This is a genomic window from Frankia alni ACN14a (genome assembly GCF_000058485.1).
Classification (GTDB): domain Bacteria; phylum Actinomycetota; class Actinomycetes; order Frankiales; family Frankiaceae; genus Frankia; species Frankia alni.
Genome location: NC_008278.1, coordinates 5527031 through 5543177, shown reverse-complemented (window position 1 = coordinate 5543177; position 16147 = coordinate 5527031). Strand labels below are relative to the sequence as shown.

At 74.2% G+C, this 16147-nt stretch carries 14 protein-coding genes; 9 read left to right on the top strand and 5 right to left on the bottom strand.

From position 1 onward, the window contains the following. Positions 1-72: 72 nt before the first annotated feature. Positions 73-1815 carry a DEDD exonuclease domain-containing protein gene (locus FRAAL_RS22270; protein WP_011606216.1) on the bottom strand — a complete coding sequence of 581 codons (1743 nt, stop codon included), beginning with the start codon at positions 1813-1815 and terminating at the stop codon, positions 73-75. A gap of 304 nt (positions 1816-2119) precedes the next feature. On the opposite strand from FRAAL_RS22270, the gene FRAAL_RS22265 reads away from it, so the two are divergent. After that, the gene (locus tag FRAAL_RS22265) at positions 2120-2533 is read left to right on the top strand and encodes a VOC family protein (RefSeq protein ID WP_041939637.1); all 414 of its coding nucleotides are present in this window, start codon (positions 2120-2122) and stop codon (positions 2531-2533) included. Positions 2534-2631: 98 nt separating this feature from the next. Then, positions 2632-3027 (top strand): HIT family protein, encoded by a 396-nt coding sequence (locus FRAAL_RS22260; RefSeq protein ID WP_041939636.1) that lies wholly within the window; start codon positions 2632-2634, stop codon positions 3025-3027. A 95-nt stretch (positions 3028-3122) separates the two neighbouring features. On the opposite strand, the gene FRAAL_RS22255 is transcribed toward FRAAL_RS22260, so the two are convergent. Further along, the gene (locus FRAAL_RS22255; RefSeq protein ID WP_041939635.1) at positions 3123-4475 is read right to left on the bottom strand and encodes a DUF4352 domain-containing protein; all 1353 of its coding nucleotides are present in this window, start codon (positions 4473-4475) and stop codon (positions 3123-3125) included. Between the two features lie 491 nt (positions 4476-4966). On the opposite strand from FRAAL_RS22255, the gene FRAAL_RS22250 reads away from it, so the two are divergent. The 3 genes from FRAAL_RS22250 to FRAAL_RS22240 all read left to right on the top strand — a co-directional run bounded on the left by FRAAL_RS22250 (position 4967) and on the right by FRAAL_RS22240 (position 8056). Continuing rightward, on the top strand, positions 4967-6277 hold the full coding sequence (locus FRAAL_RS22250; protein WP_011606209.1) for an NYN domain-containing protein: 1311 nt from the start codon (positions 4967-4969) through the stop codon (positions 6275-6277). A 217-nt stretch (positions 6278-6494) separates the two neighbouring features. Further along, on the top strand, positions 6495-6731 hold the full coding sequence (locus FRAAL_RS22245) for a hypothetical protein (RefSeq protein WP_011606208.1): 237 nt from the start codon (positions 6495-6497) through the stop codon (positions 6729-6731). Positions 6732-6919: 188 nt separating this feature from the next. Further along, on the top strand, positions 6920-8056 hold the full coding sequence (locus FRAAL_RS22240) for a glycosyltransferase family 4 protein (RefSeq protein WP_041939634.1): 1137 nt from the start codon (positions 6920-6922) through the stop codon (positions 8054-8056). A gap of 87 nt (positions 8057-8143) precedes the next feature. Here the strand turns inward: FRAAL_RS22240 and FRAAL_RS22235 are convergent, their stop codons facing one another. Continuing rightward, positions 8144-9949, bottom strand: a complete 1806-nt coding sequence (locus FRAAL_RS22235) for an AMP-dependent synthetase/ligase (protein ID WP_011606206.1) — start codon at positions 9947-9949, stop codon at positions 8144-8146. Between the two features lie 301 nt (positions 9950-10250). On the opposite strand from FRAAL_RS22235, the gene FRAAL_RS22230 reads away from it, so the two are divergent. The 3 genes from FRAAL_RS22230 (at position 10251) to FRAAL_RS22220 (ending at position 12827) form a co-directional block, all read left to right on the top strand. Continuing rightward, a complete protein-coding gene (locus tag FRAAL_RS22230; protein WP_011606205.1) occupies positions 10251-11018 on the top strand; it encodes a metallophosphoesterase family protein in 768 nt (255 codons plus the stop codon). Between the two features lie 153 nt (positions 11019-11171). Continuing rightward, a complete protein-coding gene (locus FRAAL_RS22225) occupies positions 11172-11606 on the top strand; it encodes an SRPBCC family protein (protein WP_011606204.1) in 435 nt (144 codons plus the stop codon). 6 nt (positions 11607-11612) lie between these two features. Next, a complete protein-coding gene (locus FRAAL_RS22220; protein ID WP_011606203.1) occupies positions 11613-12827 on the top strand; it encodes an ArsA family ATPase in 1215 nt (404 codons plus the stop codon). Here the strand turns inward: FRAAL_RS22220 and FRAAL_RS22215 are convergent. Further along, a complete protein-coding gene (locus FRAAL_RS22215; protein ID WP_011606202.1) occupies positions 12809-13285 on the bottom strand; it encodes a hypothetical protein in 477 nt (158 codons plus the stop codon). The two genes, FRAAL_RS22220 and FRAAL_RS22215, sit on opposite strands and share 19 nt — an antisense overlap. Before the next feature lie 356 nt (positions 13286-13641). On the opposite strand from FRAAL_RS22215, the gene FRAAL_RS22205 reads away from it, so the two are divergent. Continuing rightward, the gene (locus FRAAL_RS22205; RefSeq protein ID WP_157892182.1) at positions 13642-14760 is read left to right on the top strand and encodes an ROK family glucokinase; all 1119 of its coding nucleotides are present in this window, start codon (positions 13642-13644) and stop codon (positions 14758-14760) included. 27 nt (positions 14761-14787) lie between these two features. Here FRAAL_RS22205 and FRAAL_RS22200 read toward each other — a convergent pair whose 3' ends face one another. Further along, a complete protein-coding gene (locus tag FRAAL_RS22200) occupies positions 14788-16053 on the bottom strand; it encodes an ornithine cyclodeaminase family domain (protein ID WP_041939632.1) in 1266 nt (421 codons plus the stop codon). Between the last annotated feature and the right edge of the window lie 94 nt (positions 16054-16147).

Genomic DNA, 16147 nt, shown 5'->3' with positions numbered 1-16147 from the left:
CGGGGCCGGTCCGCCGTCGCGGCGGGCCGGCCCCGCGGCCTTTGCCGCGACTGCCGAGCTCGCCGGGTGTGGTCAGCGGCGGGGACGCTCGCCCTCGGCGCGCCGGCCAGGCGCCTGCTCCGGGCTGTCGGGGGAACGGTGGAGCTCGGCGTAGCGCAGCGCGTCGCGGCTGGCACCCGCCGCCGGCCAGCTCCACTCGCCGTCGAGGCGCACGAGCCGCACCCCGGAGCCGGCCAGCCAGCGGGCGATCCGCTCGGTCTCCTCGACGGAGGCGCACGGCGCGGGCCCCGGCTGTGGTCGCACCGTCTCGGCGCTGGCGACCGCGGCGTCGACCCAGGGCCGCGGGTCGATGCCGGGAGCCACGTTCGCCGCTGACACCAACCGGCCGTGCCGGACCACCGCCAGGTCCCAGCCGGCCTGCGCGGTCGGCGCCGCCGCGACGAGCTGCGGGATGCGGGTCAGCGCGGCCAGCCGCTGACCGCGGGCCGCGGCGCGGACGAACGACACCATCCGGTCGCGGTGGACGGCCGCCTCCTCGTAGCGCCGCTCGCCGGCCAGGCGGTCGATACGCCGCGTCGACGCCGCGATGACCGGCCCCGGATCGCCCGTGATGGCCGCCCGGGCGGCGGCGACGTGGCGGGCGTAGGCGGCGACGTCCTCCCGGCCGTCGCAGGGTGCCCCGCACCGGCCCAGGTCGGCCAGGGCGCAGGCGGGGCGGCGGGCGCGTGGCGAGAGCCGGCCGGTGCACTGGCGCAGCGGCACGGCGGCGAGCAGCGCGTCGGCCGCGTCGTCGGCGCCCCGGGTGCTGGCGAACGGACCGAGGTAGGTCGCCTCGTCCCGCGCGGCGCGCACCCGGGAAAGCCGGGGGAACGGCTCGTCGGTGAGCTTGAGGTACACGGTGCGTTCCGGGAAGCGGGAGCGTCGGTTGTACGGCGGCTTGTGCTCCGCGATCAGCCGCAGCTCCCGCACCTCGGCCTCCAGGGCGTGCGCGCAGCCGATGGCGTCCACCCGCTCGGCCAGTGCCACCATCTCCGCCATCCGGGTGCGGGGCTCACTCGCCGTGAAGTACGTGCGCACCCGGGACCGGACCGACCGAGAGGTGCCGACGTAGAGGGCCCGTCCATCGGCGTCCCGGAAGATGTAGACGCCCGGGCCGGTGGGCAGCCCGTCGGCGAGGTACCGCTTGCGCCGCTGAGCCGGGGAGACCCGGGCGCTGTACTCGTGCAGCTCCTCCAGCGTGCGCACGCCGGCGTTGCCGAGGCGCTCGAACAACCCGTGCAGCACGTCCACCGTGGCGCGGGCGTCTGCCAGCGCCCGGTGGCAGGGCTCGGTCGAGCTGCGGAACAGCCGGGCCAGCGAGGCCAGCCGGCAGTCGGGAGCCTCGTCCCGGCTGACCAGCCGCCGCGCGATGCGGAGGGTGTCGAGATGCTCCCAGGCGGGTGGCGGATAGCCGCAGCGCTGCGCCGCGGCCCGCAGGAAGCCGAGATCGAACGGCGCGTTGTGGGCGACCAGCACGGCACCGCGGGCGAACTCCAGGAACGTCGGCACCACCTCGGCCTCCGCGGGGGCCGTCGCCACCATCGCGTCGGTGATCCCGGTGATCACCGAGACCATCGGCGGGATACCTGCGCTCGGGCGGACCAGGGTGGACATCTCCGCGAGCACCTCGCCGCCACGCACCCGCACCGCGCCGATCTCGGTGATCTCGCTGGTCGCCGCCGAGGTCCCCGTCGTCTCCAGGTCGACCACGACGAACGTCAGATCGGACAGCGGCCGGCCGAGCTCGTCGAGGCTGGCCTGCCGATGCGCGGGCACGCCACCGCGGTCGACGGGCGGGCGGTCGACGGGTGGGCGGTCGGCCGCGGGGCGGTCGATGGCGGGGCGGTCGACGGGGGAGCGGTCGGCGGGAGCGGGGTCCGGGCGCACGGCGTCACGGTAAGCCCCACCGCCGACAGTTCTGGCACGGGTCGGTTCAGGCTCGGGGCGCGGGAGGCGTCCACAGGGGACGTGACGGGTCCCCCCGCGGGTGTCGTTGTGGTCCCGTCGGGGCTGTCCCGCGCCCCTTGTGGCGCCACGCCGGAGACACGTGGCGGCCACTCGGCAGGCCAACCCGCCTGGAATGCGAAATCATGCGCAGGTGGCGTGGTTTGAAACGAACGGCATTCGGGTGGGGCGGGTCGCAGTGGACTGCGCGAACGTGGACGTGATGGTGCGCTTCTGGTCCGCCGCGCTGGGGTACGAGGTGGACCGGCGCGACGACGACGCGGCTCTGCTGCGTCATCCCGCCGGGGCGGGGCCGAAGCTGTTGCTGCGGCCGGGCGCCCGCCGCGGCGGCGGTCCCAGTCGGCTGCATCTCGACCTCTACGCGGTGGACGCCGAGCGGGTCATCGGCTGGTTGTCGACCCTCGGCGCCCGCCGGGTCGGCCGCTACGACGACGACGGGGAGCGCGGCTACATCCTGTCCGATCCGGAGGGCAACGAGTTCCGGGTGATGACGGCCGGTCCGACCGGCTTCGCCCGGCCCTTCGTCTGATGACCGGTCCACCGGTGGATGACCGGTCCCGCGATGGATGACCGGTCCACCGATGACCGGCCGGCGGGCGGATGACCGGGTCGATAGGGTCGTGAGCCATGCCGAGCGTCTTCACCCGGATCATCAACGGCGAGCTTCCCGGGCGCATCGTGTACTCCGATGAGTACACGGTCGCGTTTCTGACGATCGCCCCGATCCGGCCGGGCCACACGCTGGTGGTCCCGCGCGCCGAGATCGACCACTGGATCGACCTGCCCGACGACGTCCAGACGGCGCTGTGGACCGCCGCCGCGACGGTCGGCCGGGCCATCGACGCCGCGTTCCGGCCCCGGCGGGTGGCGGCGCTCGTCGCCGGGCTGGAGGTGCCACACGTGCACGTGCACCTGCTGCCCATCGAGAACGAGTCGCAGATCGACTTCACGCTCGCCGACCACGACCCGGACTCGGCCGAGCTCGACGCCGTGGCGGAGCGGATCCGCGCCGCCGTCGGCTGACGTGCGGCCGGGTGGGATGGATCCGGCGATGGTCCACCCCACCCGGCGTGCCCGCGGCGGGCCGGGTGGGGGGGCTCCGGTAGGACCCGACGGGCTCAGAGCTGGAACATGGCCGGGCTGACCGCGAACAGCGGCTCCCAGTGCAGCACGCCGTGCCCGGGCGGCGCGTCGATGACGACGTTGCCGCGCACCTTCTGGCCGGCCTTCACCGTCGACGCGGACAGCCGCGGCTCCACGTTCTCGTAGCTGCCGTCGTAGCGCGTCCCGTCCGGGGTCTGGATGTAGAAGTCCGACGGGGAGGCGGACGTGTCCCCGCGGCTCACCTCGACCGTCACGTTGACGATGTAGTAGGCACCCTGGGTCGGCGGGTCGCCGTACTCGGTCACCTTGCCGGTCGTCGAGCAGACGCTGTTGAGGGTCACCCGTGCCTCGAAGTCGCTGACGGACGAGTTCGCCTCGCCGACGACGGTCCCCGAGCCGCCGATGGCGGCCGCGCCGGCCCCCGGCGCACCCTGTGGGGTGACCGCGACACAGTTCGAGACGCCGATCGGGCCGGTCGCGGTGGCACTGGGCGCGGGTGACGTCGGTACCGCAAGCGCGGGTGCGCTCAACGAGGGCAGCGGTACCGGCGCGGAGAGGTCGTTCGAGTCGTCGCCCCCCACCGCGAGCGCGATCACCACCCCGACGACGATCGCGGCGACGACGGCGAGCGGCACGATCACGAACAGCGGGTTGCGCCGCCGCGGCGGCGGCGGGGGCGGGGCACCCTGCTGCCAGCCGCCGCCCTGCTGCCAGGCGGCGCCCGGCTGCCAGCCACCGGGTGGATTCTGCTGGTAGGAGCCCTGCGCGCCCGGGTAGCCTGCCGGCCCCTGGTACGCCGGGCCGCCCTGGTAGGCCCCGGTGCCACCGGGCGGGTAGCCGGCCTGGGGCCAGCCGCTCGGCTGTCCCCAGCCCTGCTGCTCCGTGCCTGGCTGCCCCCCACCGGGTTGCCCCCAGCTCTGCTGGTCGGACGCCTGCTGCCCCCCACCGGCTTGCCCCCAGCCCGGTTGCTCGGCGCCGGGCTGTCCCGCGCCCGGCTGCCCCCAGCCGGTGGAGCCGGCGCCGGGCTGCTGCTGCGGCGGCGGCCAGGACTGCTCACCGCCGGGGCGCGGTCCCGCCGCCCACGGCTGCCCGGCGGTGGCGGGCCCAGGGACCTGCGGCCCGCTCGGGGAGGTCCCACCCGAGGGGGCAGGGGTGTCGGCGGACCAGGCGAGCCGGGTCTGCTCGTCGGACCGGTCCGGGGCGGCGCCCCACGACGGGGCCGGCGCAGGAGTGGACCCGGACGGGCCGGGCGTCGCGCCGCTGCCCGGCGTCTGCGCGGACTGGTGCCAGGGGTTGCTCGGCTGCTTCCACGTCTCCTGGCTCCCGTCACCGCCGGGGGGCTGGTGAGGGGGGTTCTGGTCGGTCACGATGATCCTCTCCGGCGCAGCCGGGCCGCGTTTGGAATAAATCGCACGCTGGGGAACGCACCACGCGAGGCTACATAAGCAGGCTTTCCCGTGAGACAATGCCTGCCCCGGCGCGGCTCACCGGTCCTAGATCCCACACCGGTGGTCCGCGTGAGCCCTCTGAGCTCTCTCGATACGCTGTACCTTCATCGTTCTTCCCGTCGGCTCCGGAGTCCCTACGTGCCTTGCTGTCTGGCCGGTCGGAGGAGCCGTCGGAGACGCGGCCCGTCGGCTTTCCCGCGTCGTCCGGACGCTGACGGACATTTCCGCACGGGACCTCAACCCGCGTTGCCCGGGTCCGGACCGCGGGCCGTCCCGGTCGGTGCTCCAACCGCGCCAGGCGGCCTCTCCCACCGGCCTGCCGCCGGGATGGTGGGTGCTGCGTCGGTCGTGTCCTCGGCGCGGGCCGTCCGGGCCGTGTCCGTGGCGACCGGCCCGGCGGGGAGCATGCTGTGACGGGTCCGCTGCCCGCGTCCGTGCGGGAGTACGTCATCGAGCTCGCCGCGCAGACTCTCGCCGATCTGCCCGAGTCCGACGTGCCGCCGTCGCTCGCCGCGGTGCGCCGGTTCAAGGCGTCCCGGCGGGCGAAGGTGGGCGCGATCCCGCTGGCCGCCGCCGTCGACAACGACGTGTTCCGCGGCCGCGTCGCCGAATGGATCCGCCGGCATCAGCCGGAGCTGGCCGAGGCTGCCGATTCCGCCGATGGGCCCCCGCCGGCCGCCCCGCCGGAGAAGGTCGCGGCGGTGGCCTACCTGCTGCGGGTCCCGCACTGGCCCGAGCTGGTCGAGCTGGCCTCGGCCTCGGCCGCGGAGGCGGAGGTCCGCGGCCGGGCGGACGAGGCCGAACGGACGATCCGCCGGCTCACCGAGCAGCTCGCCGCGCACCAGCGCAGCGCCGCCGACGAGCTGGGGCAGGTGCGTGAACGCCTCGCGGCGGCACGCGCCGAGGCGGAGGAGACCCGGCGGCGACTGCGGGCGTCCTCGGATCGGATCCGCCGCGCCGAGGAGGCCGCCAGGGAGTCGGTGGTCGCGGCCGAGTCGGTGCGGGACGCGGCGCTCGCCGCCGGTCGTGACGCCGAGGTGGAGGTGCGTCGGCTACGTGGCCGGGTCGCCGAGCTGGAGAGCGCCCTGGCCGCCGCGCGCCGGGACTCCCGCGACTCCCGCAGCGTGGACGACGCCCGCATGCGCGTCCTGCTCGACACGCTCATCGCCTCGGCCCACGGTGTGCGCCGCGAGCTCGACCTGCCGACGATGGTCGCCCGGCCGGCGGACCTGCTGGCCCGCGGCGGCGACGGGCCGAGCAGCGCGCCGCAGGCGTTCGTCGGGGCCCGCGGGCGGCCCGACGACGATCCCACCCTCATCGACGAGGTGCTCGCCGTGCCCGGCGTGCATCTGATCATCGACGGGTACAACGTGACCAAACGCGGCTACGGCCGGCTCACCCTGCAGGCGCAGCGGGAACGTCTGCTGTCCGGGCTCGGCGCGCTTGCCGGGCGCAACCCGGACAGCGAGGTCACGGTCGTCTTCGACGCGACCGCGGTCGTCGCCCGCCCGGTCGGCGTCACGATGCCCCGGGGTGTTCGGGTCCTGTTCAGCCGGCCCGGCCAGCTCGCCGACGAGGAGATCGTCCGGCTGGTCCGGATGGAGCCCCAGGGTCGACCGGTCTTCGTCGTCACCTCCGACCGGGAGGTGGCGGAGAACAGCGCCGCGGCCGGTGCCCGGGCGGTGCCGTCGGCGGCCCTGTTGGCGCGGCTCGACCGCTAGACGAGCGTGTCCGCACCGCCCAGGGTCATGGCTACTCGTCTCTGAGTGGCGGCGGTGTCGTCTCCCCGCCCCCGCTCGTCCCGCGGATCACGACCCTTCACCGGCGGTGGCCGCCGAAAATTGTCGGACCCGGGTCCTACCGTCGATCACGTCGGGACATCGGTGCGCGGATTGTGTCGCCAGCCGTCACCGGCCGGACCTCGGGAAGGTGAGTGCGATGCTGATCGACTGCGACTCCTGTGTCGGCCGCGGCGCCCGGTGCGCCGATTGCGTCGTCACCGTCATGTTCGCGGACGGGGGGCTGGTGTGGGACGCGCAGGAGCGTCGCGCGCTTGCCGTGCTGGCCGCCGCGGGCCTGCTGCCGCCGCTGGAGGCGCTGGCCGGCTCGGTACTCGAGCGCGTGCCCGGCGATGCCGCGCGCCCGGCGGCTCGCCCGCCGCGTCGCGCCGGCTGAGCGGCCCGCCATGTCGAGGCGCAGGTCGACGACCCTGCGCGACGCAGGCCGTCTCCGCGTGGCGGAACTCCTCGGGTGGTGGGGTCGCGCGTGGTGGCTGCGGGCGTGGTGGAAGCACAGGGTGTGCGGGAAGGCTCGGGGCGCCGGCCGGGCGGTGACCGCCGGCCGGCGTGGGAGAGCATGGGCGGATGCGCGTTCTGGCCGTCACCAACGACTTCCCGCCGCGTCCGGGCGGCATCCAGGCCTACGTGCACAACTTCGCGGCCCGGCTGCCGGCCGGCGAGGTCGTCGTCTACGCCCCGGCGTGGGAGGGCGCGGCGGCCTTCGACGCCGCGCAGGGCTTCCCGGTCGTGCGCCACCGGACCTCGCTCATGCTGCCGACCCCCGACGTGCTGCGGCGGGCCCGCCAGATCGCCCGGGCGGAGGGCTGCGACACGGTGTGGTTCGGGGCGGCCGCCCCGCTCGCATTGCTGGGCTCGCGGCTGCGCGGGGGAACGGCGGTGCGCCGCGTCGTGGCAAGCACCCACGGGCACGAGGTTGGCTGGGCGGCGCTGCCGGCCGCACGCCAGGCGCTGCGCCGCATCGGCGCGAGCGTGGACGTCGTCACCTATCTCACCGACTACACCCGGACCAGGATCGGTCCTGCGCTCGGCGTTCATCCGGCGCTCGCCCGCCTGCCCAGCGGCGTCGACGCGACGCTGTTCGGCCCGGGCACCGGGCGGGAGGAGACCCGCCGCCGGTACGGGCTGTCCGGGCGGCGGGTGGTGGTGTGCGTGAGCCGGCTGGTCGCCCGCAAGGGGCAGGACATGCTCGTGCGCGCCCTGCCGGCGCTGCGGCGTCGGGTGCCGGAGGCGGCGCTGCTCGTCGTCGGCGGCGGCCCGCACCGCGCGGAGCTCGAACGGCTCGCCCGGGACAGCGGGGTGGACGAGCACGTCACGTTCACCGGTTCGGTGCCGTGGGAGGAGCTGCCCGCGCACTACGCGGCCGGCGACGTGTTCGCGATGCCGTGCCGGTCACGGCTCGGCGGGCTGGAGGTGGAGGGGCTCGGGATCGTCTACCTGGAGGCGTCGGCCACCGGCCTGCCGGTCGTGGCCGGGAACAGCGGTGGCGCCCCTGACGCGGTGCTCGACCAGCGCACCGGTCTCGTCGTCGACGGGACCGACCTCGGCGCGGTGGAACGAGCCGTGGGGGACCTGCTCGCCGACCCGGATCGGGCCGCCTCGATGGGCGCCGCCGGGCGGGCGTGGGTCGAGCAGCGCTGGCGCTGGGACGTGCTCGCCGCCGAGCTGCGCTCGCTGCTCGCCGGCCAGCCCGACCCGGCCTGACCTTGACCTGACCTTGACCTGAATCCCGGTCCCGACCTGGACGTGGCCCCGACCACGGTCGGCGCGGCCTGTCCGGGACCAGGAGCCTCAGGAACGGCGCGCGTCGGCGTAGAGGCCGTCGACGGCGCTGCCGAAGCGGTCCATCACCAGCGCGCGGCGGACCTTCAGACTCGGGGTCAGCTCGCCGCTCTCGACGGTGAAGTCCTGCGGCAGGATCACGAACTTCTTGATGCCCTCGGCCTTCGACACCGTCGCGTTGGCCGCGTCGATCGCCTGCTGCACCTCGGCGCGCAGGTCGGCGTCGTCGACGAGGTCCGCGACGGTCGTCCCGGCCGGCTTGCCGGCGCCGTCGCGCCAGGGCTCGAAGGCCTCCGGGTCGATGGTGACCAGCGCGGCGATGAACGGGCGCTGGTCACCGACGAGCATCGCCTGGCTGACCAGCGGGTTGGACTGGATCACGTGCTCCAGCGGGGCCGGCGCAACGTTTTTCCCACCGGCGGTGACCAGCAGTTCCTTCTTCCGGCCGGTGATCCGCAGGTAGCCGTCGTCGTCGAGTGAGCCGAGGTCGCCGGTGTGCAGGAAGCCCTCGGCGTCGAGCGCCTCCTTCGTCGCGGTCTCGTTGTGGTGGTAGGCGCGGAACAGCAGGTCGCCCCGAACGAGGATCTCGCCGTCGTCGGCGATCCGGATCGTCACCCCCGGAAGGGGCTGCCCGACGGTGCCCATCCGCACCGAGTGCGGCCGGTTCGCCGCCGCCGGCGCCGAGGTTTCCGTCAGGCCGTAACCCTCCACCACGGTGAAGCCGATGCCGCGGAAGAAATGGCCGAGCCGCGGGCCCAGCGGCGCCCCACCGCTGATCGCGAACCGGGCCCGCCCACCGAGTGCGGCGTGCAGCTTGCCGTACACCAGCGCGGCGAACAGCCGGTGCCGCAGCCGCAGCAGCAGCCCGGGACCGCCGCGGTCGAGGGCCTCGCTGTAGGCCACGGCCGTGTTCTCGGCCGCGTCGAAGATGCGGCCCTTGCCCTCGCCGTGCGCCTTGAGCCGCGCGCCGGCGTGCACCTTCTCGAAGACCCGGGGAACGGCGAGCAGGAAGGTCGGCCGCACCTTGGCCAGGTCCGGCAGCAGGGTGCCCGAGTCCGGGGTGTAGGCGAGCTCGAAGGCTCCCTGCACCAGGCCCACCTGCAGCATGCGGGCGAACACGTGGGCCAGCGGCAGGAACAGCAGCGAGGAGCAGCCCGGCGCGAACACCTCCGGCAGCATGGCGATGGACGCCTCGGCCGTGAACAGCAGCGCCCGGTGGGTGATCTCGCAGCCCTTCGGCTGCGCCGTGGTACCGGAGGTGTAGATGATCGTCGCGAGACTGTCGGCACCGAGGGGCGCGCGCGCCGCGGCCAGCCGGTCGTCGTCGACGCCGGCGCCGTCGGCCGCGAGGGTGCCCAGCGCGCCGTCGTCGAGGACGAGCACGTCGCGCAGGGCCGGCGCCTCGCCGCGGACCTGCTCGACCCGCGCGGCGAGCTCGGCGTTCTCGACGACGAGCAGTTCGATCCCCGCATCCCGGAGGATCCATGCGATCTGGCTCGGGCTGGACGTCTCGTAGATGGGCACGCAGACGGCGCCGGCGGTCCAGGCGGCGTAGTCGACCACGGTCCACTCGAAGCGCGTGTGGCTGAGGATCCCCACCCGACCGCCGGTCTCCACTCCGCGCGCGAGGAGTCCCCGGGCGGTGGCCACCACGTGATCGTGGAACTCGCGGGTCGTCATCCCGACGAACTCTTCGGCCACCTTGTGGCGGATGAGAATTTTGTCCGGATGAGCGGCCGCGTGCCGGAACACGGCGTCCGTCAGCGTCGCATCGTCCTCGATGGTGACCAGGGGCGCAGAGGTGTACTCCCGCACTGCTACTCCTACCAGGTGCTCTCGTGTGTCCTACCGGATGCCCGCGGGCGCCCGCCGGATGACGAGGCCGCCGAACGGCGCAAGACCGTTCAGGGCACCAGACGTTAGCGGGCGGGCGGGGTGCTGGCGACCGTGCGGACGGCGATGGACGGGGCGCGACCTGTCCGCGTACGGATGGTGGCTGCTCGCGACGGTGAAGCGCCCCACCCGAGGTGCGGGTGTCGTACGGCACTACGGTGGCGGCCGACCGACCTGTCCGGACCGGGCCGAATGTCCCTCGCCGCCGCCTAAGCTTCCCGGTATGCGGGTCCACGTGGTGAGCGACGTGCACGGACGGGCGGACGCGCTGCCCGCCGCCGCCGAGGGCGCCGACGTCTTCATCTGCCTCGGCGACCTCATCCTGTTCGTCGACTACCGCGACCACAGCCGGGGGATCATGGGTGATCTGTTCGGCGCCGAGGCCGTCGGCCGGATGGTGGAGCTGCGCACCGCGCAGCGCTTCGACGAGGCGCGGGAGTGGTCGCGCTCGCTGTGGGCACGTCTCGACGGTGACCGGACCGAGATCGTCGAGGCCGCTATCCGCCGGCAGTACGAGCGGCTGTTCGCCGCCTTCCCCACCCCGACCTTCCTGACGTTCGGCAATGTCGACCTGCCCCACCTCTACCCCGACTACCTGCGCGACGGCATCACCCTGTTGGACGGGCAGACCACAACGATCGGCGGCTGGCGGTTCGGCTTCGTCGGCGGCGGGCTGCGGACCCCGATGCACACGCCGTACGAGATCGACGACGACGTCTACGCCGCGAAGGTGGCCGCCGTCGGCGAGGTGGACGTTCTGTGCTGCCACATTCCCCCGCATCTGCCGGAGCTGGTCTATGACGTCCAGGCCCGGCGCTTCGAGCGGGGCAGCGTCGCGATCCTCGAGGCGATTCACGCCACCCGGCCGCGCTACGTGCTCTTCGGGCACGTTCATCAGCCCCTCACCGCCAGTCTGGAGATCGACGGAACGCGTTGCGTGAACGTCGGTCATTTCAACGCACGAGGTACCCCGTTCGTCCTCGAGTGGTAGCCAGCCGCTGGGCGAGATGTGGCCGGGGTTCCGGTAGCCTCAGGCGATCGGTCGGGGAATGATCCGGGATCCCGGAGAGATCCGGGTTGCCGGTGGGCCGGCGACGCCGTGCTCCTTCAGACGTGCTTGACGAATGTGGAGGTGCTGCTCTCCATGGCGGACCACGCCCGATCGACCATCGTCATCAATGCCAGGCCCGCCGCGGTGATGGGGGCGATCGCCGACATCCCCGCGTACCCGACCTGGGTCGGCCAGATCGAGGAGGCCGAGGTGCTCGACGTCGGCCCGGACGGCCGGCCACGGCGCGCCCGTTTCCGGATCAACGCCATCGTCGTCAAGGACGAGTTCGTCAACGAGTACGTCTGGTCCGACGACCTCCAGGTCACCTGGTCCATGGTCGAGGGCCAGGCGATGTCGTCGCAGGACGGCAGCTACACCCTGCGTGACCTCGGCGACGGCACCACCGAGGTCACCTATGACCTCACCGCCGAAACCAAGATCAAGATTCCGGGACTGCTCCGGCGCAAGGTACAGAGCGGCATCGTGGATGCCGCTCTCAAGGACCTCAAGAAGCACGTCGAGAGCTGAGCGCACGTGCGGTGTGTGCTCTTCACCGGGAAGGGCGGCGCCGGCACCACGACGGTGGCGGCGGCGACCGCGATCCTTGCCGCGCAACGGGGTCATCGCACCCTGGTCCTGTCCGTCGATCCGGCGGCCGGGCTCTCCGGCGCGCTTGACCACCCCGTCGGTGCCGACCCGACCGACCTCGAACCCGGGCTGACCGGTCAGCAGGTCGACCTGCGCCGCGCCGTCGGCACGCGCTGGCCGGCCGTGCGCGAGGTGTTGGCCGACACCTGGCCGTCCTTCGACGTCGATCCGGTCGAGCTCGAGGAGCTGGCCTTCCTGCCCGGTGCCATCGAGACGCTGACCCTGCTCGAACTGCGTGACGGGCTGGCCAGTGCCGACCACGACGTCGTCATCGTCGACGGTGGCCCGGTCGCCGGCCTGCTGCGGCTGCTCGCCTTCCCGGAGACGCTGTCGTGGTACTGCCGGCGGCTGCTGCCGCCCGACGGCGCCTTCGCCCGCTGGCTGCGGCCCGGTTTCGGCTGGGCGGGCGCGTTCGGCGGCCGGTGGGGCAACCTCGCCGCGCCCGCCTACGACACGGTCTCCCGGGTGCACCGCGCCGCCGTGGATCTGCGGGCGATCCTGACCGATCACGCGGCCACCAGCATCCGGCTGGTGCTCACTCCGGAGAGTGGGGCGCTGGCCACGGCGCGCAGCAGCCTGACCGCGCTGTCGCTGCATGGCTTCACCCTCGACGGCGTGGTCGTCAACCGGATCTTCTCGCCGGCCGGGGCGGACGCCTGGCGGGCCGGCTGGGCCGCCGCCCACCGCGAGGCACTCGCCGAGATCACCGGGGCGTTCGCGCCGACCCCGATCCTCCCGGTGAGCTATCGGGCCGGCGAACCGGTCGGCCTGGAGGAGCTTGCGGCCTTCGGCGCGGCGACGTACGGCGAGCTCGACCCGGCGGGGGTCCTCGGCGCCTCGCCGACCGGGGCCGGCGAACAGCCGCGGGTCGAGCGCACCGACGACGGGTACGCGCTGTCGTTCGGGTTGCCGTTCGTCGACGGCTCCCAGATCGACCTGGCCCGGCTGGGCGACGATCTGATCATCACCGTCGGCGCGTTTCGCCGGGCGGTCCCACTGCCCGCGGCGCTGCGCCGCTGCGACGTCAGTGCCGCCCGGCTGCGTGACGATCGGCTGGTGGTCTCGTTCGTACCCGATCCGGATCAGTGGGTGCGGGCATGACGTCCGTCCCGGTCGACCCGCCCCTCGACGATCCCACCCCGAGCAGCGATCCCACCCCGCGTGGCGGCCCGGACCGGCCGCCACCGCCCGGGCCGCTCGCAGTCGAGGCGGCCCTTCTCGTCGATGCTCTGCGGGGCCTGGCCGGCACCGAGTCGGGTGGCCGCCTGTGGGAAACCGTCGCCGACGTCGCCGGTGGTGTCGGGACCGCGGCCGGCGGGTTCGGCGTCGGCGGTGTCGGGGCCGGCCGTACCGGGGCCGGCGGCGTTGGTGCCGGTGATGTCGGTGCCGGTGATGTCGGTGCCGGCACGGGCGCGCGGACCGACGCCGGTGTGCCCGCCGGCGCTGCGGGGGCGGCTGGCGGCGCGGGCTGCGCAGGACAGGGGCGGCCCTGCACGTCGTGCCCGCTGTGCCGGCTGCTGGCGATGTTCGCGGGGGATCGACCCGAGGTGGTCCGCCACCTGGTGACCGCCGCGGAATCACTGACGGCGGCCTTCCGCGCGGCCCTCGACGCCTACTCCGGCGGCGCCCACTCCGGCACCGCGCACCCTGGCACCGGCCGCCCTGACACCGCGCGCCGTGACACCGCGCGCCCTGACACGGCGCGCCCTGACACGGCCCGACCCGGCACCACGCGCACCGGTGACGCCCGCCCTGGGGGAACCCCCTCCCGCGACGCCCGCGACGAGACCAGCGCCGCCGCCCCCGCGTCCTCGGGCGCGGGGCGCACAGCACACCAGGACCCGCGGCCGGGGGCCGCCGCGGGCACCCGTCCCGCCCCAGCGCCCAGACCACGCGTCCAGAGGATCGATGTCACGTGAGCACCATTGTTTCCGGCAGCTCGGATCGTCCCGGCAGCCCGGATGGTTCCGGTAACGCGGATCGTCCCGGCGCGCCGGACAGCTCCTCAGCCCGTCCCGCGGGCTCGGACGCCCCGCTCAGCCCCCTCCCGCCCGCCGTCGCGGACAGGTCGGCCGACGACGACCGGTGCACCGCGGGCCTCACGATCGGCGTGGACGTCGGGGGGACGAAGGTCGCCGCCGGCGTCGTCGACGGCGCCGGCACCGTCCTCGCGTCGGTCCGGCGCCCGACTCCCGGTCATTCGGCGTCCGAGGTCGCGGACACCATCGCCGCCGTGGTGGCGGAGCTCAGCGCCGACTACGAGGTGAAGGCGGTCGGCATCGGCGCGGCCAGCTGGATCGACGCGGACCGCTCGCGGGTCCTGTTCGCTCCCAACCTCGCCTGGCGCGACGAGCCGCTGCGCGACGAGGTGAGCGGCCGCGTCGGGCTGCCCGTCGTCGTCGAGAACGACGCCAACGCGATGGCCTGGGCCGAGTACCGGTTCGGTGCCGGGCGGGGGCGCCGTGACCTGGTCTGTCTCACGGTGGGCACGGGTATCGGCAGCGGCATCGTCCTCGGTGGCGAGCTCTACCGCGGCGCGTTCGGCATCGGCGCGGAGACCGGCCACATGCGGATGGTGCCCGACGGCCACCTGTGCGGGTGCGGCAACCGCGGCTGCTGGGAGCAGTACGCCAGCGGTCGGGCGCTGGTCCGCGCCGCGCGCCAGATCGCGGCGACGGATCCGTCCGCAGCCGCGTCGATGTTGGAGGCGTGCGGGGGTGACGCCGAGCGGCTGACCGGCCCGGATGTCACCGAGGCGGCCCGCAAGGGGGACGCGGCGGCGATCCGCTGCCTGACCGAGATCGGCCACTGGCTCGGCGAGGGCATGGCGACTCTGACCGCCGTGCTGGACCCGGACCGTTTCGTCATCGGCGGCGGGGTGTCGGACTCCGGCGACCTGCTGCTCGGCCCGGCCCGGGAGCGGTTCGCCCAGACGGTGCCCGGCCGCGCGCATCGGCCCCCGGCCGAGGTGGTCATCGCCGAGCTCGGTTCCCAGGCCGGTCTCGTCGGCGCCGCCGACCTCGCCCGGATCTGAGCGGCCCGGGATCTGAGCGGCCCCGGTTCAGGCGCCCGGGCCGCCCGGCCCCGGTCGGGGTGGGCGGAAGTCCGGCACCAGCTCGACGGCGAGCTCCTCCAGGAACAGGCCCGTGTCGGCGACGACCCCGACGGCGTGCGCGCTGGTGCGTTCCGTGAGGGCGTGCACCGTCGTCGGGTTCACGTCGACGCAGGCGACCGGAATCGACGCCGGCAGGATGTTGCCGGTGGCCACGGAGTGTTGGGCGCTGGCGATCATCAGTGCGTAGCCGACTCCGCGCAGCGCCGCGCGCATCGCCCGCTGCCCCTCGACCACGTCGGTGTGGACGTCGGGCAGCGGGCCGTCGTCGCGCACGGAACCGACGAGCACGAAGGTCTTGTTCGCCTTCACCATCGCGTGCATGATCCCCTGGGAGAGGACGCCGGACTCCACCGCGGCCTGGATCGAGCCCTCGCGGCGGATCGTGTTGATCGCGCGGATGTGCTGCTCGCTGCCACGCTGCACCCGGCCGCTGCGCAGCGGCCCGAGGCCGAGCGGGGAGCCGTAGAGCGCCGCCTCCACGTCCAGGGTCGCCAGCGCGTTCCCGGTGAACAGCACGTCGACGTAGCCGGCCTCGACCAGGGCGACGAGCGCGGGTGCGGCGCCGGTGCTGACGACCGTCTGCCCGGCGACCCACAGCACCTGGGCGCCCTCGGCCTTGACCTCGCGGACCTGGCGGGCGATCGCCTTCACCAGGACCGCCTGCGGCTGGGTCGAGCTCGGAAGCGGTGCGCCGAGCGCCTCGTACTCGGCGTAGATCCGGCTGGAGTGGTCGGTGACCGGCAGGACGACCTTCACCCCGTCCACCCCGCAGACGATCATGTCGCCGGCGCGGACGTCCGTCACCGGGACGGTGCGGACGCGCCCGCCGGAGACGACCAGGCCGCAGTCCATCTCGGGGTGCTCCACCGGGACCCACTGGCCGTCGAGATGGACGACGGTCTCCAGGTTCGTGGTCGAGTAGAAGTCCGGCGGGAAGGCACCGTCGCGGTCCGCGGCCTCGCAGCGCGCCGTGCCCGCCTCGACCTTGTTCACCCCGTGGACCTGGATCCGCATGAGGATGCGCATGAGCCGCCGCGGCGTCTCGGCGCCGACGGTGATGACCGCGTGGGACTCGTCGTCGTGGCTGCGCCCCAGGTCGATGTGATCCACCCGGTAGTCGCCGCCGTAGTCCAGCACGTCGTCGAGCACCCTGGCCAGTACACCGGTGTCCATGAGGTGCCCGTGCACCTCGACCTTCTCGTGGTAACGCACGCCCAACGCCTTCCCTTCGGTGCCAGTACGACGGCTGCCACGCCGACGTCGTCCTCAGGCCCGATGCCATGCACCGACCCTGCCTTCCCTCCGG